The organism is Nonomuraea purpurea (assembly GCF_042650645.1).
In the GTDB taxonomy this organism is placed as follows: Bacteria; Actinomycetota; Actinomycetes; order Streptosporangiales; family Streptosporangiaceae; genus Nonomuraea; species Nonomuraea purpurea.
This window is the reverse complement of the sequence record NZ_JBHSBI010000008.1, coordinates 181,413-206,034: the sequence shown is the minus strand read 5'-3', so window position 1 is coordinate 206,034 and position 24,622 is coordinate 181,413. Positions and strand designations below refer to the sequence as shown.

The following is a 24,622-nucleotide window of genomic DNA, read 5'->3' as shown; positions in this document are numbered from 1 at the left end:
AAGGCGCCGAACGCCCTACCCCGTGAGTAATCCACTGACTACCATAAACAACCGGCAATCCTGATTTATCGCAAGAGGACAGATGGCAACTCACGGAAGTTGTGTCCGACAGCCCGCCACGGACGGCTCCCCCACAGCCAACCGCAAACCACCAAAAATCACACAATTATCGGACAATCTGCCCTTATTTACGCATAAGAGGATTCATAACGAATAAAGGCTTAAAACGGGCGGGGAGATTCTTTGAACCATTTCGCAGATGGCGGGCTGCGGGGCGCTCTCGCCGATCTGATCGGCTCGTTCAGGAACCGGCTGGACGTCGTGGAGATCGACGCCGCCGGCATACGGATCTTCGAGGTGCGGATCGACGAGATCGGCACGCCGTACTACACGCGCAGAGCCTCGGCCAAATGGTCCACCCTGACCTCCTCCGGCGACGAGGTCTTCGACGCGGTGCTCAGGGTCGCCGGCGACCTGATCTCCGCCGACGAGGGCGACCCGGTGGTGGTGGCGTGCTCCGCCGACGGCCCCGAGCAGGAGGCGGCGCTGCGCGCGCTGCGGGAGCGCCGTCCGGCGGCCCCGGTCGTCGAGGCGTCCGGGGTCAAGGTCGGGGACCTGCTCGCCGAGGTGATCGCGGGCACGCCCCTGCGTCACGCGTACGACCTGGTCGTGGCCAGGGAACGCGCCGACGGCCGGCTCGAACTGGCGGGACGGCCGCTCTTCGCCTCCGGCGCGAAGCCGGGCGAGGACGCCCATGTGACCGTCACCTGCACCGACACGGGCGGCCTGCTGCTGGCGATCTCCGCCTGGTCGGGGCCGCTGCAGCCGTCCGGGCTGGTGTCCGTCGACCACGCGCCGCTCTCGCCGGGACGGCACCTGCTGCGGGCGGTGCTGGAGCGCCCCGGCGTCGTCCGCTTCCCCGAGATCCCCGGCCTGCGGCCTGACACGCGTGCGTGGGCGGACGTGGTGGCCGCGCTGCCTGCCCGGCTGCGCTCCGCGCCCCGGCCCGCCCACCTGGTGTGCGCCATAGAGACCTCGGGGACGGCGAAGGAGTTCGAGGCGCGCTCCCACTGGGCCGGCTACGTCATCGACCTGCTCGCCGAGCGCGTTCCCGACCCCCAGCAGCTCCAGGTGTCCGTCGTGGGGTACGGCACCCACGTGTTCGGCACCAGGCACGCGGACAGATCCCGGCCGACTCTGGCCGCCTGGTCGGCCTCCACGGCACAGGCGCGGGCCGCGCTCGAGTCCCTGCGGCCCACTGAGCCGACGTACCCGAACGCCGCCCAGCTCGAAGACGTGCTGGCGGAGGTGCGCAAGCGGCTGCTCCCGGAGCCGGGCGGCACGCGGGCGGCGCTGCTCACCATCGGGGCGCGGCCCCCGCATCCGCCTCCGGGATCCGCTCTCGACCGCGTTCCGCCCTGCCCCTGGCGGTACCACTGGCTGGACCTGCTGCGCGAGCTGGAACAGCGGCACGGCCTGAGGAGCGCGGCCATCTGCGACAGCCCGCCCGCGACCCGCTCCTCCCCCTGGCATCGGCTCGGCTCGGCGGCGCTGTTCCAGGTGGACGCGGTCAACGCGGAGGAACTCGCGATCCGGCTCGGCCTGGTGACGCCGTCCGCCGGCGCGCTCTCCCTTCCCTTCGTCTCCCAGAATGAGGACCTCGGTGGCCGACAGTGACTCCACCCCCGGCGACGGCGAGCGCGACCGCGAGCCCGACATCGCGATGTGGGGGGCCTCGGGCAGCGGCAAGACCGCCTTCCTCGCGGCACTGAGCGTCGCGCTGAACAAGGCCCGCGACTCCGGCTGGCGGCTCATCGGGGAGAACGCGGTGTCCAGGACGGAGCTGGCGAAGCTGCGCAACACGCTGCTGCAGGCGCGTACGTTCCCGGCCCCGACCGAGGCGCTGACCCACTACAGCTGGCTGATCCTCGGCCCGGCGCCGGCGCCGCGCAGACGGTGGTGGTGGCCGTGGGCGACGCGCACGGCCAAGGCGCCGAAGGTCAAGCTCGACTTCCTGGACCTGCGCGGTGACCTGTTCGCCGAGCCCGAGTCGAACATCGACAAGAAGACCCTGGTCGACAGCCTGGTCCAGAGCCGCGGCCTGATCTACATGTTCGACCCTGACCGGGAGGCCAGGGTCGGCGACGCCTTCAAGCACCTGGACGCCGCGCTGCACGAGGTCGCCGGGCGGATGCTGACCGGCGACGAGTACGAGGACGGCAAACTGCCCCACTACATCGCGGTCTGCGTCACCAAGTTCGACGACCCGAAGGTGCTGAGAACCGCGATGGAACGGGGGTACACGGAGCGGGACCCCCGCGACGACCTGCGCATCCCCCGTGTGCCTGAAGACCGGGTGCGCGACTTCTTCCGGCTGCTGTGCCGCGATGCCCAGGACCACAACGCCGAGATGATCGTCGACCTGATCGAGGCGTTCTTCCACGCCGACCGCATCAGGTACTTCGTGACGTCCTCCGTGGGCGTGTTCATCGACGAGGACCACGGCCGTTTCGACCCGGACGACTTCCTGAACGTCATCGACAACGCGGGCGGCGGGCTGACGATCCGCGGGGCCGTGCGTCCCCTGAACGTCATGGAGCCCGTGATCTGGCTCGGCAGCATGATCCGGCCCGGCGCGATGAGGAGCAGACGATGGGACGGCTGACCGCCCACTGGGCGATCCTCGGCAAGACGCCGGAGAGCCTGGACGACTACGGCGTGGTCGGCTGCAGCACGGGCGCGATCACCAGCGGCGAGTTCGGCACGTGGCTCAAGGCGTTCACCTCGGGCACGATGGAGCCCAAGGCGCTGCCCCGGGTGGCGACCAGCCACTTCGCCGCCGGCCCCGACGCCGAGCCGTGGCTGGGGTTGTCCTTCCAGGTCGAGCCGGAGTCCCAGGACGGTTTCCAGCGCCCGTACGCGATGACGTACTACGTCTGCGCCCGCTGGGCGGACGCCGTCGCCGAGCCGGTGTCGTACCGGGCCCTGTTCGAGGCGCTGCTGGAGGAGAACTTCTCCGGCGAGGCGCCCTTCCAGCTCTCCCCCGCGCCCTACGACGAACGCCGTCTGGCCCGCGAGGTGAACGCCACGGCACGGCGGGCGGCGGCGCTGCTGCTCACCGGACGGCCCGTGTGCGTGGTGGGGGCGGACCATCTGCCCATGGAGCAGCGGCTGGACTTCCTGGACGCGGTGGCGGCGCTGCTCCCGTACGGGTTCCGCGCCACGCTGGCGGTCTCCACCTGGACCAACAGCGCCTCCATACACCGGATCCGCCTGTCGTTCTCCGACGTGCCGCCCACCCGCAAAACGTGGGAGCTGCCCTGGGAGGACGCGCCCGCGGAGTACCCGCCGCAGGCGCAGTTATACGAACAGGAGCTGGCACGCTACCAGGGCGAGGACCTCTGCGAGCTGATGAGAGGGCTCGCCACCTTGACCGAGCCGCGTGACTTCGAGAACGTCTCCCATCGCACCGCAGCGGCGTCCATGCTGCGCGGCGGCCGTCCCGTCCAAGTCGCGCGGCAGACCCCGATGTCGGTCCAGGACCTGCTGCGGGAGTGCCTTGAGAGCATCGCGAACGGCGACGACCAGCGGCTCGGCACCCTGATCGCGCAACTGGCGCGGCGGGCGCCCGCCCGCGTGACGGACCGGGATCGCAAGGCCTGTCGCGCCTTCATCAGGGCCAACCCGATTCACCCGCCGAACCGGCCGGCCGCTTTCGTCGCCGTGCGGACCTTCTACGAGCAGGTGCTGCGGCTGCTGTACACCGAGCGGATGCGCGCGTCCGACGTCGAGGACATGCTGCTCGATCTGGACCCCGAGCTCAGCCTGCCGCCGGCGCTGGTGGCCGCGCTGGGCAAGATCCAGTCGCGTAGCGCCCCGTCCGGCCGGCTGCTCCTGGCGAACCTGCGCGGCCCCGAGCACCTGCAGACGGTCCTCGCTCCCATGTCGGAGGACGAGTTGTGCCACATCACCGTCGAGTCCCGCAACCGCAACGTGCTGAGCATCGCCCTCCAGGAACTGGACCGCCGCGCCCTGCCCGAGGATCCGCGCGGCATGGAGGCCGTCAAGCACGCGCTGACGCGGCACCGCTACCTCATCGAGACGATCGATTCCATCTGCCACGCTGCGGAGCGCGTCCGCGCCCACCGGGACATGTTCTGGATGAGCTACCGCCGGCAGCTCACCTCGGCCGACATCGAGGAGATCCTGCCGAACCTGGACCGCCCGCCCCAGACCTTCCTGCTCGCCATGGTGGTGGAGAGCGCGCCGGGAACGGCCTCGGCCCTGCTGCGGGCGGCGGCGGCCGGCGCGATGCGGGAGCAGGGCCTGATCGGAACGCCCACGGCCGACGACGTCCAGAACGGCCTCGACCGGATGGCCACCCCTGAGGACGCCTTCGGCCGGATGGCCGCCCCCGAGGACGACGGCGGTGGCAGGAAGAAGTGGTTCCGGCGGCGTCCGCCCCCCGTCGCCGGGAAGATCCTGATCGGCGTGTCGATCGCCGCCGTCGTCGCGGCGGCGGCGGGCCTTATCGTGTGGTGGTGGCTATGGCGTTTCTGACGGCGGTGATCTGAGTGGACACCAGAGCGCTCGTCGTGTCCGGGCCGGAGACGATGGCGGTCGAGACGCGGCCCCTGGCGGCGCCGGCCCAGAACGAGGCCGTCGTCGAGGTCGTCTACGGCGGCATCTGCGGCTCCGACCTGCACTACTGGCGCAGCGGCCGGGTCGGCGACTTCGTTGTGAGCGCGCCCATGGTGCTGGGGCACGAGGTGGTCGGCGTGGTCGCCGAGCCGGCCGCCGACGGTTCTGGGCCGCCGGCCGACCGCCGTGTGGCCGTGCATCCGGCCCAGGTGTGCGGCGGCTGCGACCACTGCCTGCGCGGGGAGCAGAACCTCTGCGACGACCTGCGCTACCTCGGCAGCGCCGCCCGCGTCCCGCACACCGACGGCGGCTTCGCAGAACGCCTCGTCGTGCCCGCGAACCGCCTGGTGCCGATCCCCGGCGGGCTCGACATGAAGACGGCGGCGCTGGCCGAGCCGGCCTCGGTGGTGCTGCACGGGCTGCGGCGCGTACGGCAGACCGGCCGCCGCGTCGAGGGCGCCGACGTCCTCGTCGTCGGCGCGGGCCCCATCGGCCTGCTGAGCGTCGCCATGGCGGGCGCGGCCGGGGCCGCCACGATCACCGTCACCGACGTCTTCGACGAGCCGCTCGCGCAGGCGATGCGGGTGGGGGCCACGCACACGGTCCGCGTGGGCTCCGGCGCGCCCGTCCCGGCCGCGGACGTCGCCGTGGAGTCCTCGGGCTCACCCGCTGGCCTGGTCGCCGCCCTGACGGCGCTGCGCCCCGGCGGGACCCTCGTCAACGTCGGGCACCTGCCGGCCGGCGGCGTGACGGCGCCGCTGCACCTCGCCGTCACCAGGGAGCTGACCCTGGCCGGCTCCAGCCGCTTCTACCACGAGATGCCGGAGGCGCTGGAGATCATGGAAGCCGAACCCTGGCGGTTCTCCCCCATCATCACCTCGGTCTTCGGGCTGGAGGACGCGACGGCGGCGTTCAAGCAGGCGGCCGACGCGAGCGGGTCGAGCAAGGTGCTGCTGTCGTTCGCCCCATGAGAGCTCAGGCGTCGCGTTCGGCGATGAGATGGAACAGCCGGGCCACCCCTCGGTAGGGATCGCGCAGGCCGGCCTGCCATTCCAGTTCGACGACGTCGGCCAGTTCGGCGCCGCTCACGTCGTCGTCGATGTGGTCGGTGAACACGCGGACGCCGTGCCAGGTCCTGACCTGCGCGCCGAGCGCGGCCAGCCGGCCGCCGAGGTCGCCGACCGTGTCGGGGCGCGAGGACAGGTACCGCGCGCCGACCTGCCGCCCGGCGCGCAGGCTCGCCAGCGCCTCCGCCCAGTCGCCGCTCAGGCCGCTGCGCATGGCGATGGCGTCCCCGTTCAGCGCCAGGATGGACAGCAGGCCGCCGGGCCGGGTGAGCGCGACCAGCCGCGTCAGCATCGGCTGGGGGTCCTCGACGTAGGCCAGCACGCTGTGACAGCAGACCACGTCGAACTCGCCTGCCGCGTCGTCCACATGGCCATGGACGAGCCTGACCCGGTCGCGGACGGCGGCGTCCTGGCCGGCCAGGTTCGCGCGGGCCTCGTCGATCATGAGCGGGTCGGGGTCGACGACGGTGACGCGGTGGCCGGCGCGGGCGAGCATGATCGCCTGGACGGCGTGCCCTCCGCCCGCGTCCATGACCTCACAGGGCCGGTCGGGCAGGTTCCCCAGCAGCGCCCGCGTGACCAGCGCGAAGCGCACGGAGCTCGCCAGGTTCCTGGTGTGCGCGAGATAGGCGGGTACGAGATCGGCCGTCCAGCCCATGATGTCAGCCCCTTCCCAAGAGCCAGCGAGTGATCTGCACCAGCAGCCCGGCCAGCATCGCCACCGCCGCGATGCCCATCATGGCCCGCAGGCTGAACCAGCCGCTCAGCAGTCCGCCGAGCCCCGCCCCCGCCAGCCCGCCGATCTGCAGGCAGGTGCTGGCCATCGCCATCACCTGCGCCACCCGGTCGCCGGGGGCCTCGCCCTGAAGGGTTCCGAAGACCGTGGAGACCAGGACCGTTCCGGCGAAGCTGCACGTGAGCTGGTACAGGACGACGGCCGCGACACCCGTCAGACCGGGGCCTGCGAACGGCAGGCCCGCCATGGACACGATCATGACGAGGGCGCTCAGCGTCATGGTGTACGCGGGCCCGACGTGTTCCAGCAGGAAGCCGACGGCCAGCCCGCCGCAGACGCCGCCGACGGCACCCAGGGAGATGAGCACGCTGATCAGGGAGGGGGCGATCCGCAGATCGTGCACGAGGTAGAGCACAAGGATGGTCTCGACGACCCCCTGGACCAGCGACACCAGGACCAGGGCCTGCAGGCCGGAGCGGGGGGCCAGGAACCTGGCGAGCGCCCCGAGGTCGTGCTTCGGCCTGGTTCCCGGTTCGGCCTGCTCGCGCGGCGCGAGCGTGATCCGCCGCAGGAGCAGCGCGGACAGCAGGAACGACACGCAGTCCACGAGCAGGACGAGCGGCACCGCCAGGATGGCCAGCAGCCCGCCGCTGATGGCCGATCCGCTGATGTCGGCCACGCTCCGGGTCGTGTTGAGCTTGCCGTTGGCGTCGACGAGCCGCTCTTTCGGGACGATCTGCACCACGACCGGCGTCGAGAGCGAGGCGTAGACGCCCAGGGCGGCCGAGGCCAGCGCCTGGAGTCCCAGGAGCAGCGGCATGGTGAGCGCGTCCAGCCACCACAGCAGCGGGATCGCGCCCACGATGGCGGCCTGCGCCAGATTGCAGCCGATCATGTACGGCACGCGGTTCGTCAGCCTGTCGGCGAACATGGCCGCCGGAATCCGGATCACCAGGACGGGCAGCGTCCCCATGACGGCCAGCCAGGCCATCTCGACCGGCCCGGCGCGCAGCGTGACGACCGCGACCAGCGGGACGACGACCAGGTTGACCGCCGAGCCGAGCTGCGAGGTGCCGACCGCCGTCCAGTAGGCCACGAAGTTCCTGTTGAGCGTCTTGGTCGCGGCCTCAGCCATCGTGCCTCCGGTTCAGCGCGTCCACGCACAGGCGGACCGCGACGTCGAGCTGGGGGTCGGCGTCCTTGGCCCAGTCATCGGGTGAGATCACGACCTCCACGTCGGGCTCGACGCCCCTGTTCTCCAGGCTCAGGCCCCACTCCTCGAACCAGAAGGGCCGTGACGGCACGCTGATCTCGGTTCCGTCGACGAGGCGGTGGAACCGGTCGAGGCCGATCACGCCGCCCCAGGTCCGGGTGCCCACGACGGGGCCGAGCCCGAGCAGGCGGATGGCGGCGGTCGTCAGGTCGCCGTCGGAGAAGGTGCGGTGATCGGCGAGGGCGACCAGCGGGCCGCGCGGCGCCTGCGGCGGATAGCTCACATGGGCGGTGTGGCGCGGCCGGTCCCAGGCCAGGATCCTGCGGCGCAGCCGGTCGAGCAGCAGCGGGGAGGCGTGGCCGCCGCGGTTGCCCCGCAGGTCGACGATCAGTGCCTCGTGGTCGAGCTGCGCCAACAGGTCGCGGTGCAGGTCGGCCCAGCCTTCCGGCTCGGTGTCCGGCACGTGCAGGTAGCCCGCGCGCCCGCCGCTCAGTTCGGCGACGACGGCCCGCTGCCGGGCGAGCCAGCGCCGGTAGCGCAGCGGGAACTCCTCGGCCAGGGGGAAGACCTCGATTGCTGCCCCGCTGCCCAGCGTGATGCGCACGGCCCGGCCGGCCTTGCCCGCCAGGAGCGCGAGCGGGCCGCGTGCGGGATCGACGGGGGTGCCGTCCACGGTGGTGATGACGTCGCCGACCGAGACGCCCAGGCCGGGAGCGTCCAGCGGGGAGCGCGCGCCGCCGGGGTCGCCGGGCAGGATGTCCGAGACGCGCCACTGCCCGGCGCCGTCCACGGTCAGGTCCGCGCCGAGCCACGCCGCCCGGCCAGGACGGCCGCGCGTGGCGGGCCTGACGTAGGCGTGCGAGCAGCCGAGTTCGCCGTTGACCTCCCACAGCAGGTCGCTGAAGTCGGACGGCCCGGCCAGCCGCTCGACCAGCGGCTCGTAGGCGGCCACGACCGCGTCCCAGTCGAGGCCGGCCATCCCCTCGGCCCAGTACTCCTCGGGCACGATCCGGCGGGCCTGTTCCAGCGCCCACCGCCGGCGTGTCCCCTGATCGACCTTCGCCTCGATCCCCGACAGGTCAGGTCGTACGGGATCGGCGCCGGAACGCAGGCTCAGCACCTCGACGGACGTCCTGTCGCGGGTGGCCAGCCGCAGGCCGTCCCCGCTGACGGCGAACGCCCGGACGTCCGTGGCCAGCTCGCTGGTGTCGTGGCTGGTCAGGCTGAACCTCTCCAGTGTCGGCCCCGCCCGGTCGCCGATGCCTGTCCGCAGCCATACCAGGCCGTCGGCGACCGGGCGGAGGCAGGTGTAGATCGCTTCGGGGACCGGAACCTGGATGAGCGGTCCCGGCGCGCCCGTTTCCGCGACCGGTGTGTGCGAACGTCCCCAGCCCGCGAACGGTGAGGGGGTGCCGCCGTCCAGGGGCACCAGGTAGGGGCGGCACCCCAGGGGGAAGCTCAGCCCCAGCACCTGCTGGTCGTAGACGGGCCGGAAGTCCCTGAACGACAGCAGGGCGAGGAAGCGACCGTCGGGTGTGAAGCACGGGTCGAGGTCGTAGCGACTGCCGTCCGTGACGTCGAAGACCTGCTCCACGGCGGCGCCGAGCCTGGCCAGCCTGACGCGGGAGCCCCGATGCCGGTGCACCTCCGACCAGGTCAGCCAGCGGGAGTCCGGCGAGTAGGCGACGGAGCCGATGGCCCCCACGATCGAGGTGACCCGTGTATGCGCTCCCGAGCCGATCTCCACCAGGGTGAGCCGGCCGTGAGCCGACGCGACGGCGACGCTGCGCCCGTCCGGGGCCGTCACGACCTCGCTGATCCTGCCGAGTTCGCCGGGGGCGCAGCGCGGACGCCCGTCGGCCACCAGGACGTCGAGCCCGTCCTGCCTGGTCACCCAGACGGCGTCGTCGCCGGCGAACCTGGCCAGCCTGGCCCCGTCGGCGAGCGGGGTCGCGCGGCCTCGGAGGTCCACCCGGTGCACGGTTTCCGCGATCTCCACGAGACAGGCGTCCCCGGTTCTGTCGAGTGCGACGTCGTCGATTCCGTCCCTGGTCGTGATCGTCCTGGGGCGTCGGGTGCTGCCCGGGAGGTCGACGGCGATCGGGCGGCTGACGTCGTTCAGGCTCTCCAGCAGCCAGATGTCGCCGGCGTGCTGGTAGACGATCCTGGTGCCGTCGGAGGTGGCCGCGCGGGCGTAGAAGCGGGTGTGGTCGGTGTGCCGGCGCAGGTCGGCGCCGTCGGGGAGACACGAGTAGAGGTTGCCGCAGCCCTCGTGGTCGGAGATGAACGCGACCCGCTCGTCCACCAGCATGACGGAGGCGATCGCGCCGGGGTGGCCGGCCAGGATCCGCTGGAAGGGGCCGTTCTCCAGGGAGATCCACAGCCGGCCCGTCCCGCCGCCTCGGTACCGTTTCCACTTGGCCGGATCGGCGAGCGCCTGGTCGCCGATCAGCGCGGTGATCGTCTCGCCGCACGCGATGGAGCCCGCAGGCCCGTACGGCAGCCGCCCCGGCGGCCCGTCCCCGAGGGGGATCCGGTGCGCCCACAGGCTCCGGGGATCAGGCTGCCCCGTCGCCGAGGAGGCCAGCAGCGCGCCGCCGTCGCCGAACCAGCCGTGCAGGCGGACGTGCGGGTCCCCCCAGTACGTCAGCCGCCGGGGCGCGGAGCCGTCGGCGTGGGCCACCCAGACCTCCTGCCCGCCGACCCAGGCCAGCGACGACCCGTCGGGTGACAGGCGCGGCTGGGCGCCGCCGCCTCCGGGCGGGAACCGCCACGCGGTGCCGCCTTCCGCCGGGGCCAGCCAGAGCTCCTCGCCACTGGCGAAGGCGAGCAGATCGCCGGCCACGTGGGGGCTGCGGAGATAGCCGCGGCGGCTCATGAGACGGCCAGCACGTTCGCGGCGGTCAGATACAGCACGCTCTTCACCTGGAAGGGGGTCAGGTGCGGATGTTTGCTCAGGATGAGCGCGCACCGGCCGGTGATGTGCGGCGTGGCGAAGCTGTTGCCGGTGTTCCTGGTGACGCCTCCGCCTGGAGAGGCGACCGGCACCGCCTGGCCCGGCGCGAAGAACTCGACGGGGGGTTCGGGGTTGTACAGGAACAGATCTGGATCGTCCTGTTTGTGGCTGCCGACGGAGATGGCCGAGGAAAAGCGCCAGGGGAAACTCTCGATCCGGATGTTGTGCGCCGAGGCGACGATCAGCACCCGGTGGAAATAGGCCAGATCGGCGAGCTCCTGCAGCGGGGCGCGAAACTGCTCTTTGGCGGTGGAGAGGCTGAGGTTGATGACGTGGAAATCCTGCGTCACCGCCCAGTGCAGCGCGTCGAGCAGCATCCGGCCCGTGGTCGCGCCGGTGTTGTCCAGGATGCGCAGGCTGTGGATCTCACATTCGGGGGCCAGCCTGCGCACGATGCTCGCGCAGGCGGTCCCGTGGCCGTGCAGGTCCCTGGACGGGGCCTTGACCACCTCTCCTTCGCTGATCTCGTAGGCGGCCTGCACCTCGCCCACCAGCGGGTGCTCGGGATCGACCCCGCTGTCCATCACGCAGACCCGCACGCCAGAGCCGGTGGCCCCGCCCCACGCCCACTGCGGTGTCACGGGGTCGAAGCCGTCGGCCGGCACAGTGATGTCGTCGGGGGTTCGGTCGCCGAGAAACCAGGTCAGGCGTACTGGCGGAGAGCTCATCCGATTTTCCGACCCCACTCCTCCGAAGACAATCACTATTCACCGATCGTCAAGCTTTGCCGGGGTTGGGTCAAGATCGTCGGTACATAGCCGGTTAACACCCGGTATATCGCCTGATAGGACGCCAGCAGCAGCGAGTCAGACGGGCACACATATGCCCTTCAAGCAGCACATATAGCTGCTTAAGGGGGCGTATTCCATTCCTTAAACCCTTCGGAATTCACTGGGCCTCGCAAGGCAACCGGATCACCGGCAGAAGGAGAACCCATGTCCGACGCACAGAAGGCAGCCGCCCGCGCCAAGGTCAGCGCCGCCGCCGCGAACCTGGCCGCCGCCATGCAGGAACTCCGGGACTCTGAGCCCGACCTCATCACCAAGTACGAGACCCAGGACGTCCTCGCACACGAGGCCGCCGACGTCGCCTGGAAGATCAGCTACGAGACGGCCCAGCCGCGGGACATCGACTACTGAGACATCGGGTGAGGGAGGCGAGGCATCGCCTCCCCCATCTTTCACCGTGATGAGAGGAGCGAGGAGACGCATGCTGGCGCAGATCACCCAGGCGGAGATCGACAAGGGCCTTGACGCCCTGCTGGATGACTACTTGGCGATCAGCCCGGGTGACGCCGCGTTGATCGCCTACACGCCCGACAGCCGCGACCCCGCGGCTCAACTGATCGTCGCCCTGCGCAGCCGGGGGATCCCGGTGACGTCGATCGGCATGAGGCCGCTCGAAGACCCCACGTTCCGTTCCCGGCTCGCCGCCGTGGTGCCGCAGCCGGACAGCTTCCCCGGCCGGTTCATGGTGATCGTCCTGGAGAAGTCCACCATGTCGCACGGACGGCACTTCGAGGCGGTGCTGGAGCGCTACCCCCGCTCGCGCTGCACGCTGTGCCGGGTCATCAGCGCCAGCGACGAGTTCTTCGCCTACGCGTTCAACAGGTCCTCGGAGACCCTGGCCCATCGCAACGCCTACCTGCTGGAACGCATGCTGAAGTCGACCAGGCTGCGCGTAACCGCCGACGGCGGCACCGACCTGGAGATCACGCTGAACAACGACGCCTACGAGTGGATCAGCAACCGGGGAGCCCGCCGCGACGGCGGGACGTTCCTCCTGCCGGCCGGCGAGATCGCCACCTATCCCGGGTCGATCAACGGGCTGCTCGTCGCCGACGGCGCCTTCAACGCCAACGTCACCACCGCCCACGACGCCCGGCTGGCCGATCACCCGGCGCGGGTGGAGATCGTCGACAGCAAGGCGGTCTCCTTCGACTGCACCGACCCGACCTCGCGCAGGCTGCTGGAGCTGTGCTTCGACCGCCCCCATGCGCACCAGGTCGGCGAGCTCGGCTTCGGCACCAATGACGGCATCCCCCGCTTCATCCCGATGAACTCCCACATCAACGAACGCCGGGTCGGCGTGCACATCGGCTTCGGCCAGCACAACCAGCGCCCGGACCGGGGCCTGCACTACGCCGACATCCACCTGGACCTCATCACCGACGGCGCGCGGGTCTGGTTCGACGACGACCCCGAGCCGCTGGACCTGGCCACCTTCGAGGCGCCCCCGACCGTGCACCCCAAGGGCATCAGCGGCGAGGACGTCTACGAGGTGGACTGCTGCGGGCTGGTGCTGAACGAACTCGGGATCGCCGAGATCGGGGAGTGACGATGTCCTTCGACGCCCTGGACGCCCTGCGGAGCATGGGCCACCCGATCGACCTGCTGTCGGACGCGCAGCGAGCGGTGTTCGCCACGCTGACCGAGGCCGAGGTCTCCGTGCTGAACTCGATCAAGGCCCGGCTGGACACGGTCGCGCCCGAAGTGGAAGGACACGAGGTCAAGATCGCATGAAGGATCCGCCTGCCCGGCCCGTCCGGCGGAACGTCGTGATCCTCTTCGTCGACCTGGTGGGCTCCACCGCGCTGGCGGAAAGGCTGGACCCCGAACTGCTCCACCGGGTGCTCGACCGTTACTACAGCCGATGCACGGCCACGATCGGCGAGTACGGCGGCGCCGTGGAGAAGTTCATCGGAGACGCCGTGATGGCCGTGTTCGGCGCGTCGGTGTCACACGAGGACGACGCGGTTCGCGCCGTGCGGGCGGCCGAGGCCATCCGCACGGCGGTGCGCGGGCTCGGCGCGGAACCCGGCCCCTCGTGGGGCATCGAGCTGGACATCCACGGCGGGATCGCGGCCGGCGAGGCGGTCGTGATCTCTTCGGGGAACGTCGATCCGCGGGTCATCGGCGACGTGGTCAACACCGCGGCCCGCCTCCAGGGGGCCGCCGCGGCGGGCGAGATCCTGCTGGATGTGAACGTGGCCGCCATGGCCAGGCCGTACGCCAGCGTGGAGCCGACGACACCGCTGACGCTGAAGGGCAAGAGCGGGGTGACCCAGGCCTACCGGCTGATCTCGCTCGAACGGGAGGATCCCGAGTACCAGGCCGAACTCGTCGACTTCATCGGCAGGGAAGGCGAGCTCGCGCAGCTCGCGGGGATCTACCGGCGGGTGCTGGCGGGCCGCTGCTGCATCGCGACCGTGCTGGGCGCGGCCGGGCTCGGCAAGTCACGCCTGGTGCGGGAGTTCGTCCAGACCAACTGCGGCCCGGACGTCCGGGTCATCGGCGGCGTCTGCCGCTCCTACGGGCGGGCCGCCGCCTTCCGTCCGATCGCCGAGATGCTCGAATCGCTCGGAGACGACTGGCGGGCCGCGGTCGCCGGCCTGGAGCAGGAGGAGCGCGTGGTGCGCGGCCTGTCGGCGATGCTCACGCAGCCGGCCGAGCCCGTCAGCGTGGAGGAGGTCTCCTACGCGGTTCGCCTGCTGTTCGAGGCGCTGGCCACCGAGCGTCCGCTCGTGGTCGTCTGGGAGAACCTGCAATGGGCGCAGCCCGGCCTGCTCGGCCTGATCAACGACGTCGCCGCCTGGCTGGCCGACGTGCCCGTGCTGCTCCTGTGCCTGGCCCGTCCCGACCTCCTGGAGCTGCGGGCCGGCTGGGGCGGCGGCCTGCCCTGCAGCACGACCCTGGAGCTCGAACCCCTGGACGAAGCGGAATGCGCCCAGTTGGTGGCCGCCCTCGTGCCCAGGATGGTCTCGACCGGCGAGGTGACCGCGCACGGCGCGGACGAGCTGTCCCAGCGGGCCCTGACCGTCTGCGCGGGCAACCCGCTGTTCGCCGAGATGGTCCTGGCGACCGGGGACCTGACGGACTCGGCCACTTCCGTGCCGATGACGGTGCGCTCGGTGTTGTCCGCCCGCCTCGACCAACTCGGCAGGGGCGAGCGCGACCTGCTGGAGCGGGCCGCGACCGTGGGCCTGGCCTTCACCAGGGACGACCTGCGGCCGCTGCTCGACGACGAGGAAGCCGGCGAGATGATCGAGTCCCGGCTGCGCCGGCTGCTGCGTTCGCGGCTGATCAGCCGGGCCGGCGCGCCCGGCGCGTACCGTTTCGCCCAGACGCTCTTCCGCGACACCGCGTACGCGCTGACCAGCAAGGCGGATCGGGCGGCCTGGCATCTCACCCTGGCGGACCTGCACCCCCTCCACGAGAGCTCCGACCTGGTCGATCACCTGGAGGCGGCCTACGTCTTCAGGAAGGAGCTGCGGCCCGACGATCCGGCGCTGCCCGGTCTGGCCACCAGGGCGGCACTGGCGTTGATCGAGGCGGGCGCCCGCGTCCTGGGCAGAAAGGACCTGCACGCCGCCATCATGCTCCTGGAGCGCGGGCAGGAGCTGCTGCCGGCGGGCCGGCGGGAACACGACAGGCTGGCCGTGCTGATCTGCGACATCGCGGTAGGTCTTGGCGAGCCGGGCAGAGGGCTGGCGGCCCTCGACGCCGCCGAGGCCGCCGAGGCCGACACGCTGACCTGCGCGGCGCAGCGTGGCATCGTCGCCGTGCTCGCCGACACCGACTTCGACGAGACGGCGGAGCCCGCGGACGACGGCACCGGCGGGGAGCTGGGCCGAGGCCGGGCGTGCTACCTGCGCGGCCTGCGCCACCTGAGCCGCGCCGAGTACGGGCTGGCCGAGCGGTCGCTGCGTGAAGGGCTGGAACTGGCCAGGGCCGCCGGCGACGCCTACGAGCAGGATCGGCTGCTGGTCGCCCTGTGCGAGCTGGCGCAGTGGTCGCCGACCCACCTCGACGCGGGGCTGGAGCTCTGCGCCCACCTCGGTGAGCGGTTCGCCGCCGACCGCAGCATGCTCGTTCCCGTGCTGCTCACCCGGGCCCGCCTCACCGCTCTGTCCGGGGACACCGGAGCGGCCCGCGCCCTGGTGGAGGTGGCCAGGCGGCACGCCGCAGACCTGCGCATGGAACGGGCCATCATCACCGTCGACCAGGTCGCGGGCCTGCTGGACTGGCTGGACGGCCGCAACGCGCAGGCGGTGGCGTGCTTCGACCGCGCGGCGGGTGCGCTGCGCGCCGCGGGCATGGCCGACACGGCGGTCGTCCTGGACGTCTACGCGGCACGCGGCCTCATGGCCCAGGGCAGGCAGGAGGCGGCCGTCGAGCGGTTCCGGCAGCTCGAAGCGGGCGCGGCCGGACACGTACGCGCGAAACTCATCATGGCGGCCTTCGGCGCCCGGTGCACCGCGCTCACCGGCCCTCGCGCGCAGGCCGTCACGCGGGCGGCGCAGGCCGGGGACCTGCTGGCCATGACCGACGATCCCTGCCTGCTGGGAGACGTCCTGATCGAGCTCTCCCACGCCTACCAGATCCTGGGGATGACCGCCGAGGCCCGCGCGGCGGCGGAACGCGCCACGGCCGACTACGCCGGCAAGGGGGCCGAACTGCCCGCCCGGTCGGCCAGAGCCAGGCTGGCCGCCCTATGACAGGAGGTGCACATGTCAAGCGAGATCCCCTTGCACGGCCGCGACACCGACATGTCCGAGCCCAAACTGCTGCAGTCGATCGTGGAGGTGGCGCGGCACGTGTTCGCCGCGGCAGCCTCGTCGATCTTCGTGGTGGAGGAGACGAGCGGTGACCTGATCTTCGAGGCGGTCGCGGGAGAAGGCGAGGAACATCTGCTCGGCAGCCGTTTCCCCGCCGGGACGGGGATCGTCGGCTGGGTCGCGATCAGCGGTCAGCCCATGATGGTCGACGACGTGTCCAAGAACCCGGCCTTCGCCAAGGACGCCGCCTCCTCCACGGGGTTCCTGCCCTCCAGCATCATGGCCGCGCCGCTCATCCGGCACGGCCGGTGCATCGGCGTGCTGGAGGTGCTGGACAGCGGCGTCGGCGGCCGGGGCCAGCTCGCCGACATCGAGCTGCTGTCCCTGCTGGCCACCCAGGCGGCGCTGGGGCTCGAACTGCTGCTCCGGGTGCGCGGCGGCCGGGACACGGCCGCCACGCAGGCCCGTACGGTGATCGAGCGCATCGCGGCGCACGCCGACGGGCCGGTGGACGACGCCGCGCTGCGCGCCCTGGCCCTGGCCGAAGAGCTCCTGGCGCAGCGGCGATGAGCATCCCGCTCGTCGGCCAGCTCGATGAGGCGCGAAGATTCCAGCTCGATCTGCGCCCGCGCGCGCCCGTCGTGCGCGCGGCGCCACCGAGCTCCCCCGACGCCCGCCCGACCGCCGCGGTGCTGCTGCTCAGCAGGTCGGCCGACCTGGAGCTCGGCGCGCTCCAGCACACCCTGCGCCAGGTCGGGATCCCGGTGGTCCGCCTCGACGCCGACGATCTGGAGGCGCTGGAGCTGAGCGTGGATCTCGCCGCGGGCACCGTGCGCCTGGGAGCCGCCCTGTTCAGGCCCACCGTGACCTGGATACGGCACTTCGGCGGGGAGGCGCTGGCGGGCCGGCACTCGGCGGTTCGGACCCACTGGCGGCGGGAGTCGTGGTCGGCCCTCCCCCGGCAGCTCGCCTGCGTGTCGGCGACCCTGATCGGGTCGAGCGGCCCTGGCGCGGCCGAGCAGCTGGCCACGGCCACCCGGCTGGGCATCGCCACGCCACGCACCCTCATCACCACCTGCCTGGCCGACGCCTCGGCGCTGGCGGGCGCCAAGGTCGTGCTCAAGAGCCTCGACCGGCACTTCGTCGAGTCGCCGCCCGGGATACTGAACGGGATCTTCGCCGACGTCCGGGAGCGGGCGGACCTCGTCAGGGCGGGGCACCGGCTCGACGCCCCCGTCCTGCTCCAGGAGTACGTCGAGCACGACCGCGAGCTGCGGGTGTACCACCTGGCCGGAGAGCTGGTCGCCTACCAGGTGGACAAGCGCGCGCCCGCCGACCCGTGGCGCGACACGGCCGGCGTGCGCGCCCGTCTCGTCGAGGCACCGCCGGCGGTCAGGGCCGCCACGCTGGCGTTGGCCCGCGAGTGGGGGCTGGTCTACGCGGCCTTCGACTTCCTGGTCCGCGCGCAGGAGCCGGTCTTTCTCGAAGCCAATCCGGACGGCGACTGGAGGTGGCTGGAGTCCGGCGCCGGGCCGGTCACGCGGGCGGCCGTCCGGATGATCCGCGCCCGTCACGCGCCCGAGACGACGGTCGACGTGGTGACGTTCCTCGCGGGAGGCGGCGGGCAGCATGGCCGGTAACCTGACCAGGCAGGAGGCGCGGGAGCGGGCCGGGTCGCTGAGGGTCGCGTCGTACGCGGTGGAGCTCGATCTGCGCCTTGGCGAAACCCGTTTCCGCAGCGTCACCACGGTCCGGTTCTCCGGGTTCCGGCCCGGCGCGACGGTCTTCATCGACCTTCACGGGGCGGAGATCCACAAGGCTACGCTCAACGGCGCAGACCTTGATATTTCGGCATATGACCCGGCGAAGGGCCGCCTCCCCCTCCCCGGCATCGCGGACGACAACGAGTTACGCATCGAGGCCACCTGCGCCTACTCGCGCACGGGAGAGGGCCTGCACCGCTTCGTCGACCCACTGGACGGCGAGGTGTACCTCTACACCAAGTTCCAGACGGCCGACGCGCACCGCGTGTACGCCTGCTTCGACCAGCCCGACCTCAAAGCCCCCTTCGAACTGACCGTGCGCGCGCCGAAGGACTGGAAGGTCGTCTCCAACGCCGCGCCCGACGACGTCGGCGACGGCCGCTGGCACTTCCCGCCCACCCCGGCCATCTCCACCTACGTCACCGCCCTGTGCGCGGGGCCCTACCACGAAGTCAGGTCGGAGCACGCCGGCATCCCGCTCGGCCTCTACTGCCGCGCCTCGCTCGCCGGGCACCTGGACGCGGGCGACGTCTTCGAGCTCACCCGGCAGGGCTTCGACTTCTTCCACAAGATCTTCGGCATCTGGTACCCGTTCGGCAAGTACGACCAGCTCTTCGTGCCCGAGTTCAACGCCGGGGCGATGGAGAACGCCGGATGCGTCACCCTCCAGGAGGGTCTGCTCTTCCGCTCGCGCGTCACCGACGCCGACGTCGAGCGCCGCGCCGAGGTGATCCTGCACGAACTGGCGCACATGTGGTTCGGCGACCTGGTCACCATGCGCTGGTGGGGCGACCTGTGGCTGAACGAGTCGTTCGCCACCTACGCGAGCGTGTTGTGCCTGGCGGAGGCCACCCGCTGGGGCAGGGGCGCGTGGACCACCTTCGCCAAGGTGCGCAAGACCTGGGCCTACACCCAGGACCAGATGCCCGGCACGCACCCGGTCGCCGCCGACATCCCCGACGTGCGCGCCGTCGAGGTCAACTTCGACGGCATCACCTACGCCAAGGGCGCCAGCGTGCTCAAGCAGCTGGCCGCGTACGTGGGGCAGGAGAACTTCCTGGCCGCGGTGCGCGACTACTTCGAGGCCCACAAGTGGCGCAACACCTCCCTGCCCGACCTGCTCGGCGCCTTGGAGCGGACGAGCGGGCGCGACCTGTCCGCCTGGTCGAGGCAGTGGCTGGAGACCGCGGGCGTCAACACGCTGCGCCCGGACTTCGCCGTCCTGGAGGGCAGGTTCAGCGAGTTCGCGGTGCTCCAGGAGGCCCGTCCCGAGTGGCCTGCTCTGCGCGCGCACCGGATCGCCATCGGCCTGTACACGGCGCGGGACGGCGTGCTCAGACGGACACGACGGGTGGAGCTGGAGGTGTCGGGAGCCCGTACGGCGGTGCCGGAGCTGGTGGGCGTCGAGCGGCCCGACCTGGTGCTGCTCAACGACGACGACCTCGGCTACGCCAAGATCCGCCTGGACGAGGGCTCCCTGGCCACGCTGCTCGGCGGTGGCGTCAACGCCTTCGAGGACCCGTTGCCGAGCGTTCTGTGCTGGTCGGCCGCCTGGGACATGACCCGCGACGGCGAACTGCGCGCCCGCGACTACGTCAGCCTGGTCGTCTCCGGCCTGGGCGCGGAAGCGGGCATGAACAGCGCCGCGCCGGGCGCGGGCCTGGACGTCGCCGTGCTGGAGGCGTTGCTGACCCAGGCCCGCAACGCGGCGGTGATGTACGAGGGCCCCACGTGGCGCCGGCGGTGCCTGGCCCGGCTCGCGGACGCCCTGCACGCCGCCCTGGCCGTGGCGGAGCCGGGAAGCGACCGGCAACTCGTCTACGTCAGGGCCCTGACCTCGGTCGCGATCAGGCCCTTGGACCTGGAACGTCTCCACGGGATCTGGAGCGGCGCCGCCGTGCCCGACGGGCTCGCGGTGGACGCGGACCTGCGCTGGAGGCTGCTCTGCGCCCTGGTCGGCGGCGGGCGTCTCGGCGAGGCGGACATCGCGGAAGAATCGCGCCGCGATCCCACCGCGACAGGAACGTATTGGGCGGCCAGGTGCCGCGCGGCCGTGCCCACCGCCGAGGCCAAGGCGGCCACGTGGGCGGCGATCGTGAGCGGGGCCCTGGCCGGCGACGTGCTGCGTCACACCGTCGACGGCTTCCAGGACGCGCACCGCCCCGAACTCCTGGCCCCCTATCGGGAACGTTACTTCGCGGCGGTCGGCCGGATCTACCGTGAATGGGAGCCGGACGCGGCCCAGACCTTCGCGCTCGGCTGCTTCCCCAGGTTCGTCGCCGAGCCGGAGACCGTCCGGGCGGCGCACGACTACCTGGCGGCGCGGAACCCTCCGGGGCCGCTCGCGCGGATGATCCTCGAAGGCGCCGGCATCGTCGGCCGCACCCTGCGCAACCGCGCCGGCTCCGACTAGGTCTCGCGCAGCAGCAGGGCGTACCGCTGGACCAGGGGCGCCATCGAGAACATTACCGAATGCGCGCCCACGTCTCCTGACGGGCAGGTGACGATGTTCGCCTCGATGAGCGCCTCGAACACGTCGGTGTGCGAGCCGACCGCGTCGAGGGTGAACGTGCGGCCGGGAAGGGCCGCCAGCCCCCTGACGGCCTCTCTCCAGGCGGGAGGAAGCCTCAGCAATCCACTCGAATAGAGCGTGCCGACGGAGATGTCCCCGATGTCGAAGTCATCGAACTCCGGCGCCGCCTCCAGGCGGGCGGCGAGCCGGTCGCAGGACAGGTAGGGAAGGGCCACCAGGCGCGCGGCGGCGGCGCGGATGGCCAGCGGGTGCAGGGCGCAGGCACGCAGCAGCCGCTCGGCTCCGTCGAGATCCCGCATCACCCGGTGCAGCCCGATGATCCGGCCCAGCAGCTCAAGGCCCTCCTGCGGGGACAGGACGGCCAGTTCCAGGCGCATGACGGAGTCGAGCGTGCTCAGCCGCATCCTGCTGGTGACCAGGACCCTGCTGGCCCCGAAGCTGGGCAGCAGGTACCTGACGCTCGCCTCGTCGGGGGCGTCGTCGACGATGACGAGGATGCGCTGCTGGGCCAGCCACGACCGCCACAGCGCGATGGCGCTGTCCACGTTCTCGCACTCCTCCAGCCCGACGGCGTGCAGCAGTTGCCGCAGCACCTCGGAGGCGGGCAGCGGGTGGGAGGCGGCGTCGTGCAGTTTGACGACCACGATCCCGTCGGGGAAGAGGTCGCGCATCATGTGCGCGACGTGAACGGCGAGCGCCGTCTTTCCGATGCCGATGGGCCCGGTGATGACGGCCGGGCCGGCCGAGGAGGAACGGCTGTCCAGAAAGGCCGCGAGCGCCTGGGTCTCGGCGGCGCGGCCGACGAAGTCCGCGTTCTTCGGCGGGAGGTAGACCGGGTCGAGCGTGCGGTTGTCCGCCCGCGCCGGCTTCGCCGGGCCCAAGCTCTGGTAGAGGATCTTGTCGTAGACGGCGCGCAGTGCGGGGCTGGGATCCAGGCCGAGGTCGTGGGCGAGCTTCTGGCGGTGCTCCTCGTAGCAGGACAGCGCCTCCTGGGCGCGCCCCGCACCGGCCAGGGCCGCCATCTTGGCGGCGCGGACGCGGTCGCGGTGCGGATGTCTGACCAGAACGTCGTCGACGCCGGTCAGTACGCTCTCGTACTGCCCGAGTTCGATCGCGAGGTCGGCCCAGTCCTCGTAGGCGGTCACCACCCGCCGTTCGAGCCGTTCGGACTCCGCCGCCGCCCAGGAGTTCTGCAGCAGGTCCGCGAGCGGCTCGGCCGTGCGCAGGGACACCGCCTCCGACAGGAGTTTGGCCGCGGCTGCAACCCGGCCTGCCCGCGCGCATTTATGGCCGGCGAGCACCAGGCTGTCGAATCTGAACAGGTCGAGTTCGTCGGCCTGCACGGAAAGGGCATAACCATAACCCGCGTTTTGGATTCGGTCGCCGAGCACCTTTCTCAGTTGCGAGACGTAGACCTGAATATTCTTGCGTGCGCTGGCGGGCGGAAGTTCGTCCCAAAGGTCGGCCGCCAGCGTTGTTTTGGACACCACGTTGTTCGCCCGGCACAGCAGCATCGCCAGCAGGAGCCGCTGCTTGAGCGGGCCTCCGTCGACCCGCATCCCGGGAACCCGCACCTGCAACGGGCCCAGAACTCGGAGTTCCACACCCATCTACGACTCCTCACCTGGCACGGTCGAACGTGGCGAACCAGGCGGGGCCGGCGACCGCGCCGGGGCGAGGGCCGCGAAGCGGATCGGCCGCCCTTGCGTGACTCCGGTATTCGCCATCCGGTTGCCTCCTGGCTGGCACGCCGAATACGGACACAAAGGATTATTCCGCAGGATCTTCGCACAGTATGTCTGCCAAGAATTGGGGCCAGGATTCGTAGAATTACGTAGAAGAAACCGAAGATCCACTTGTCTAATGTGGGCCTGTGGTTCGGATCCGCGAAAACCAGGTCCAACAGCTCCTCCGCGCAATTCGTGAAACCGGACAAAACCCGTCCGGCGACGTCCGCGAGCAGCTCATCGCCATCGTGGCCAAGCTCGTCCCGAGCGACATCATCGCCTTCCAGGCCATCGACCCCGCCACGGGCCGCAGCGAGCAGCTCGCCGACCCCGACTCGTGGGAGACCGCCGAGTTCGAGCAGGCCTTCAGCCGGCATCTGCCCGAGCATCCGCTGTTGCGTTACTTCCTGCGCACCGGCGACGGCGACTCGGTCAGGACGAGCGACGTCGTCAGCCGGCGCGAGCTGCGCCGGCTGGGCATCTACCAGGACTTCTACCGGCCGCTCGGCATCCATCACCAGATGGCCTGCCTGCTGACCTCAGATCTCGGCGTGATGAACATCCTGGTGTTCAACCGCGGGCTGCCCGACTTCACCCACGCGGAGCGGCAACTCCTCCTCCTGGCCAGGCCCTACCTGGCCAACCTGCTGGCCACCTCGGAGGCGCACTACTGGTTCGACTCCGCCCTGGCCGCGCTCGACGCCATCGACGACACCTCCTACGGCGTGATCCTGCTGGGCCCGCTGGCCAAGGTCCGGATCATGAACAGGTCGGCGCGCTTGCTGCTCGACACCTACTTCCGCAGGTCGGGCCGGGAGGGCGACACCCTCCCCGACGACCTGGCCTCCTGGCTGGCCGCGCAGCGCCGCGCGTCCATCGTGGAGCGCTCCGAGCCGGGGCGTCCTTACCGGGTCTCGCGCGGCTCCCGGCATCTGACCGTGAGCGCGTTCGACCACCACACCAGCACCGCGCTGCTGCTGTCGGAGACGGACTCCGCGGCTCCGCCGGCCATCACGGACGCCGGTCTCACCTCACGGGAGCGTGATGTGCTCTGGCTGGTCGCCAACGGCCGCACCAGCGCGCAGGCCGCCCACGTGCTGCGGATCAGCTCTCGCACGGTCGAGAAGCACCTGGAGCACATCTACGCCAAGCTCGGCGCGACCAGCCGCACGGAAGCCTCGCTCCGCGTGTTCGGCACCCGGGCGCCGCACTGGAGCATACGTAATTCCACGGGCGTGAGAGCGTCCGAGACGTCCGCAGAAGGTGAGTAGCCCTCATGAGTCGGGAGCTTTGACACAGCCTTGTCACGATCGCGGTAACGCAAGGTTGCTTATCCCTCATGCTCTGTTATGGTCGCGTCTTGTCCGTTATTGGGACGCCCTTTACTTCCCTAGGAGGAACATGCGGAGCACGAAGAAAGCCGTCGCCCTGACCGCGGCTCTGGCGGCTGCCACGGTGCCGCTGCTCGCCCTCTCATCCCCTGCGATGGCCGCGCAGCCCACCAAGACCACCCAGATCGCCCAGAACCTGCCGCTGGACTGGCTCTCCCTTGACGCGCTCAGCGGGACCGCGCTGCTGCAGCGTGCCAAGGACCTGCTGGGCAAGGGCTACGTCCCGTCGTCCCTGAACGTGACCAACGCGGCCAACCCGCAGTACCTCACGACGTGGGTCAAGGACGCCACCAGTAAGGTGAACCTGCTGCAGGGCCTGTCGGTCACGGACCTGCCCACCCGTATCCAGGAGCAGGCCAAGCTGGGCTTCCAGCCCAAGCTGATCAGCGGCACCGGCACGGGCCCGCAGGCGATCTTCGCCGTGGTCTTCGAGAAGACCACGCAGCTGGCCAAGTCGCAGCTCAGCATGACCAAGGAGACCTTCGCCAAGGTCAACACCGAGCTCACCGCCGCCGGCTACAGCGTCGCATCGCTGGACGTGTACGGCACGGCGGAGCGGCCGATCTACGCGGCCGTCTGGGTGGCCAGCGGCGCCGCGGCGTCCGTCAAGGTGACCCTTGGCCAGACCGTGGAGCAGCGCGGCACGGAACTCCTGGCGAAGGCCAAGGAGGGTCTGCGTCCGATCGCCATGGCCGTCGAGCCCGGCAAGCTCTACACCACCGTGTGGAGCAAGGGCAGCTCGACCGGCCTGAAGGAGTACCTGAACCTGTCGCAGGTGACCTACACGGTCAAGGCCACTCAGATGAAGGCGCTGGGCTACACCCCGCAGATTCTGAGCGCCGAGAACGGCATCATCGCTTCGATCTGGAGCAAGCGTTAGGAACCGGTGATCTGCCGGGTGATCGACATTGGGGACAGAACGCTGCCGGTCCGGCCGTTTCCGCGTCAGCGGGAGGTGGCCACGGTGCTCGGACGGAC

The 24,622-nt window shown here is 71.1% G+C and carries 18 protein-coding genes; 13 read left to right on the top strand and 5 right to left on the bottom strand.

The window, feature by feature from the left end:
- Positions 1 to 243 precede the first annotated feature (243 nt).
- From ACFOY2_RS17895 to ACFOY2_RS17880, 4 genes are read left to right on the top strand one after another with little or no spacing between them, the layout of a single operon-like run.
- Entirely contained in the window at positions 244 to 1,677 is a 1,434-nt protein-coding gene (locus ACFOY2_RS17895; RefSeq protein WP_379529172.1) for a hypothetical protein, read from the top strand.
- The gene (locus tag ACFOY2_RS17890) at positions 1,664 to 2,665 is read left to right on the top strand and encodes a hypothetical protein (protein ID WP_379529171.1); all 1,002 of its coding nucleotides are present in this window, start codon (positions 1,664 to 1,666) and stop codon (positions 2,663 to 2,665) included. Before ACFOY2_RS17895 ends, ACFOY2_RS17890 begins: the two co-directional genes overlap by 14 nt.
- Positions 2,653 to 4,560 carry a hypothetical protein gene (locus tag ACFOY2_RS17885; RefSeq protein ID WP_379529170.1) on the top strand — a complete coding sequence of 636 codons (1,908 nt, stop codon included), beginning with the start codon at positions 2,653 to 2,655 and terminating at the stop codon, positions 4,558 to 4,560. Before ACFOY2_RS17890 ends, ACFOY2_RS17885 begins: the two co-directional genes overlap by 13 nt.
- 14 nt (positions 4,561 to 4,574) lie before the next feature.
- The gene (locus ACFOY2_RS17880) at positions 4,575 to 5,612 is read left to right on the top strand and encodes an alcohol dehydrogenase catalytic domain-containing protein (RefSeq protein ID WP_379529169.1); all 1,038 of its coding nucleotides are present in this window, start codon (positions 4,575 to 4,577) and stop codon (positions 5,610 to 5,612) included.
- 4 nt (positions 5,613 to 5,616) lie between these two features.
- Here the strand turns inward: ACFOY2_RS17880 and ACFOY2_RS17875 are convergent, their stop codons facing one another.
- Genes ACFOY2_RS17875 through ACFOY2_RS17860 form a run of 4 tightly spaced genes read right to left on the bottom strand, consistent with a single transcriptional unit; the run spans position 5,617 to position 11,341 of the window.
- The gene (locus ACFOY2_RS17875) at positions 5,617 to 6,366 is read right to left on the bottom strand and encodes a methyltransferase (protein ID WP_379529168.1); all 750 of its coding nucleotides are present in this window, start codon (positions 6,364 to 6,366) and stop codon (positions 5,617 to 5,619) included.
- Positions 6,367 to 6,370: 4 nt separating this feature from the next.
- Positions 6,371 to 7,579 (bottom strand): MFS transporter, encoded by a 1,209-nt coding sequence (locus ACFOY2_RS17870; RefSeq protein ID WP_379529167.1) that lies wholly within the window; start codon positions 7,577 to 7,579, stop codon positions 6,371 to 6,373.
- Entirely contained in the window at positions 7,572 to 10,535 is a 2,964-nt protein-coding gene (locus tag ACFOY2_RS17865) for a S41 family peptidase (RefSeq protein ID WP_379529166.1), read from the bottom strand. The genes ACFOY2_RS17870 and ACFOY2_RS17865 overlap by 8 nt, the downstream gene beginning before the upstream one ends.
- Complete coding sequence (locus tag ACFOY2_RS17860; RefSeq protein WP_379529165.1) at positions 10,532 to 11,341, bottom strand: S8 family peptidase; 810 nt, start codon at positions 11,339 to 11,341, stop codon at positions 10,532 to 10,534. Before ACFOY2_RS17860 ends, ACFOY2_RS17865 begins: the two co-directional genes overlap by 4 nt.
- A gap of 267 nt (positions 11,342 to 11,608) precedes the next feature.
- Between ACFOY2_RS17860 and ACFOY2_RS17855 the strand changes: the two genes are divergently transcribed.
- The 7 genes from ACFOY2_RS17855 to pepN all read left to right on the top strand — a co-directional run bounded on the left by ACFOY2_RS17855 (position 11,609) and on the right by pepN (position 20,406).
- Positions 11,609 to 11,812 carry a hypothetical protein gene (locus tag ACFOY2_RS17855; protein ID WP_357814488.1) on the top strand — a complete coding sequence of 68 codons (204 nt, stop codon included), beginning with the start codon at positions 11,609 to 11,611 and terminating at the stop codon, positions 11,810 to 11,812.
- 70 nt (positions 11,813 to 11,882) lie between these two features.
- Positions 11,883 to 13,010, top strand: a complete 1,128-nt coding sequence (locus ACFOY2_RS17850; protein ID WP_379529164.1) for a hypothetical protein — start codon at positions 11,883 to 11,885, stop codon at positions 13,008 to 13,010.
- Positions 13,011 to 13,012: 2 nt separating this feature from the next.
- Entirely contained in the window at positions 13,013 to 13,195 is a 183-nt protein-coding gene (locus ACFOY2_RS17845; RefSeq protein WP_379529163.1) for an aroma-sacti cluster domain-containing protein, read from the top strand.
- Positions 13,192 to 16,170: an ATP-binding protein gene (locus tag ACFOY2_RS17840; protein ID WP_379529162.1), complete on the top strand. Its 2,979-nt coding sequence runs from the start codon at positions 13,192 to 13,194 to the stop codon at positions 16,168 to 16,170. The genes ACFOY2_RS17845 and ACFOY2_RS17840 overlap by 4 nt, the downstream gene beginning before the upstream one ends.
- A 12-nt stretch (positions 16,171 to 16,182) precedes the next feature.
- Complete coding sequence (locus ACFOY2_RS17835) at positions 16,183 to 16,800, top strand: GAF domain-containing protein (RefSeq protein WP_379529161.1); 618 nt, start codon at positions 16,183 to 16,185, stop codon at positions 16,798 to 16,800.
- Positions 16,797 to 17,870 (top strand): ATP-grasp domain-containing protein, encoded by a 1,074-nt coding sequence (locus tag ACFOY2_RS17830; RefSeq protein WP_379529160.1) that lies wholly within the window; start codon positions 16,797 to 16,799, stop codon positions 17,868 to 17,870. The genes ACFOY2_RS17835 and ACFOY2_RS17830 overlap by 4 nt, the downstream gene beginning before the upstream one ends.
- Entirely contained in the window at positions 17,860 to 20,406 is a 2,547-nt protein-coding gene (pepN, locus tag ACFOY2_RS17825; protein WP_379529159.1) for an aminopeptidase N, read from the top strand. Before ACFOY2_RS17830 ends, pepN begins: the two co-directional genes overlap by 11 nt.
- Here pepN and ACFOY2_RS17820 read toward each other — a convergent pair.
- Positions 20,403 to 22,136 carry an AfsR/SARP family transcriptional regulator gene (locus ACFOY2_RS17820; RefSeq protein ID WP_379529158.1) on the bottom strand — a complete coding sequence of 578 codons (1,734 nt, stop codon included), beginning with the start codon at positions 22,134 to 22,136 and terminating at the stop codon, positions 20,403 to 20,405. The two genes, pepN and ACFOY2_RS17820, sit on opposite strands and share 4 nt — an antisense overlap.
- Positions 22,137 to 22,399: 263 nt before the next feature.
- Between ACFOY2_RS17820 and ACFOY2_RS17815 the strand changes: the two genes are divergently transcribed.
- Complete coding sequence (locus tag ACFOY2_RS17815; protein WP_379529157.1) at positions 22,400 to 23,524, top strand: helix-turn-helix transcriptional regulator; 1,125 nt, start codon at positions 22,400 to 22,402, stop codon at positions 23,522 to 23,524.
- Between the two features lie 130 nt (positions 23,525 to 23,654).
- Positions 23,655 to 24,524, top strand: coding sequence for a hypothetical protein (locus tag ACFOY2_RS17810; protein WP_379529156.1), 870 nt, complete (start codon positions 23,655 to 23,657; stop codon positions 24,522 to 24,524).
- The last annotated feature ends 98 nt before the right edge of the window (positions 24,525 to 24,622 follow it).

Coding starts and splice junctions, on each gene's coding strand:
- pepN (WP_379529159.1), top strand. CDS start 17,860: ATGGCCGGTAACCTGACCAGGCAGGAGGCGCGGGAGCGGGCCGGGTCG.
- ACFOY2_RS17830 (WP_379529160.1), top strand. CDS start 16,797: ATGAGCATCCCGCTCGTCGGCCAGCTCGATGAGGCGCGAAGATTCCAG.
- ACFOY2_RS17875 (WP_379529168.1), bottom strand. CDS start 6,366: ATGGGCTGGACGGCCGATCTCGTACCCGCCTATCTCGCGCACACCAGG.
- ACFOY2_RS17855 (WP_357814488.1), top strand. CDS start 11,609: ATGTCCGACGCACAGAAGGCAGCCGCCCGCGCCAAGGTCAGCGCCGCC.
- ACFOY2_RS17885 (WP_379529170.1), top strand. CDS start 2,653: ATGGGACGGCTGACCGCCCACTGGGCGATCCTCGGCAAGACGCCGGAG.
- ACFOY2_RS17820 (WP_379529158.1), bottom strand. CDS start 22,136: ATGGGTGTGGAACTCCGAGTTCTGGGCCCGTTGCAGGTGCGGGTTCCC.
- ACFOY2_RS17860 (WP_379529165.1), bottom strand. CDS start 11,341: ATGAGCTCTCCGCCAGTACGCCTGACCTGGTTTCTCGGCGACCGAACC.
- ACFOY2_RS17845 (WP_379529163.1), top strand. CDS start 13,013: ATGTCCTTCGACGCCCTGGACGCCCTGCGGAGCATGGGCCACCCGATC.
- ACFOY2_RS17850 (WP_379529164.1), top strand. CDS start 11,883: ATGCTGGCGCAGATCACCCAGGCGGAGATCGACAAGGGCCTTGACGCC.
- ACFOY2_RS17870 (WP_379529167.1), bottom strand. CDS start 7,579: ATGGCTGAGGCCGCGACCAAGACGCTCAACAGGAACTTCGTGGCCTAC.
- ACFOY2_RS17840 (WP_379529162.1), top strand. CDS start 13,192: ATGAAGGATCCGCCTGCCCGGCCCGTCCGGCGGAACGTCGTGATCCTC.
- ACFOY2_RS17865 (WP_379529166.1), bottom strand. CDS start 10,535: ATGAGCCGCCGCGGCTATCTCCGCAGCCCCCACGTGGCCGGCGATCTG.
- ACFOY2_RS17835 (WP_379529161.1), top strand. CDS start 16,183: ATGTCAAGCGAGATCCCCTTGCACGGCCGCGACACCGACATGTCCGAG.
- ACFOY2_RS17810 (WP_379529156.1), top strand. CDS start 23,655: ATGCGGAGCACGAAGAAAGCCGTCGCCCTGACCGCGGCTCTGGCGGCT.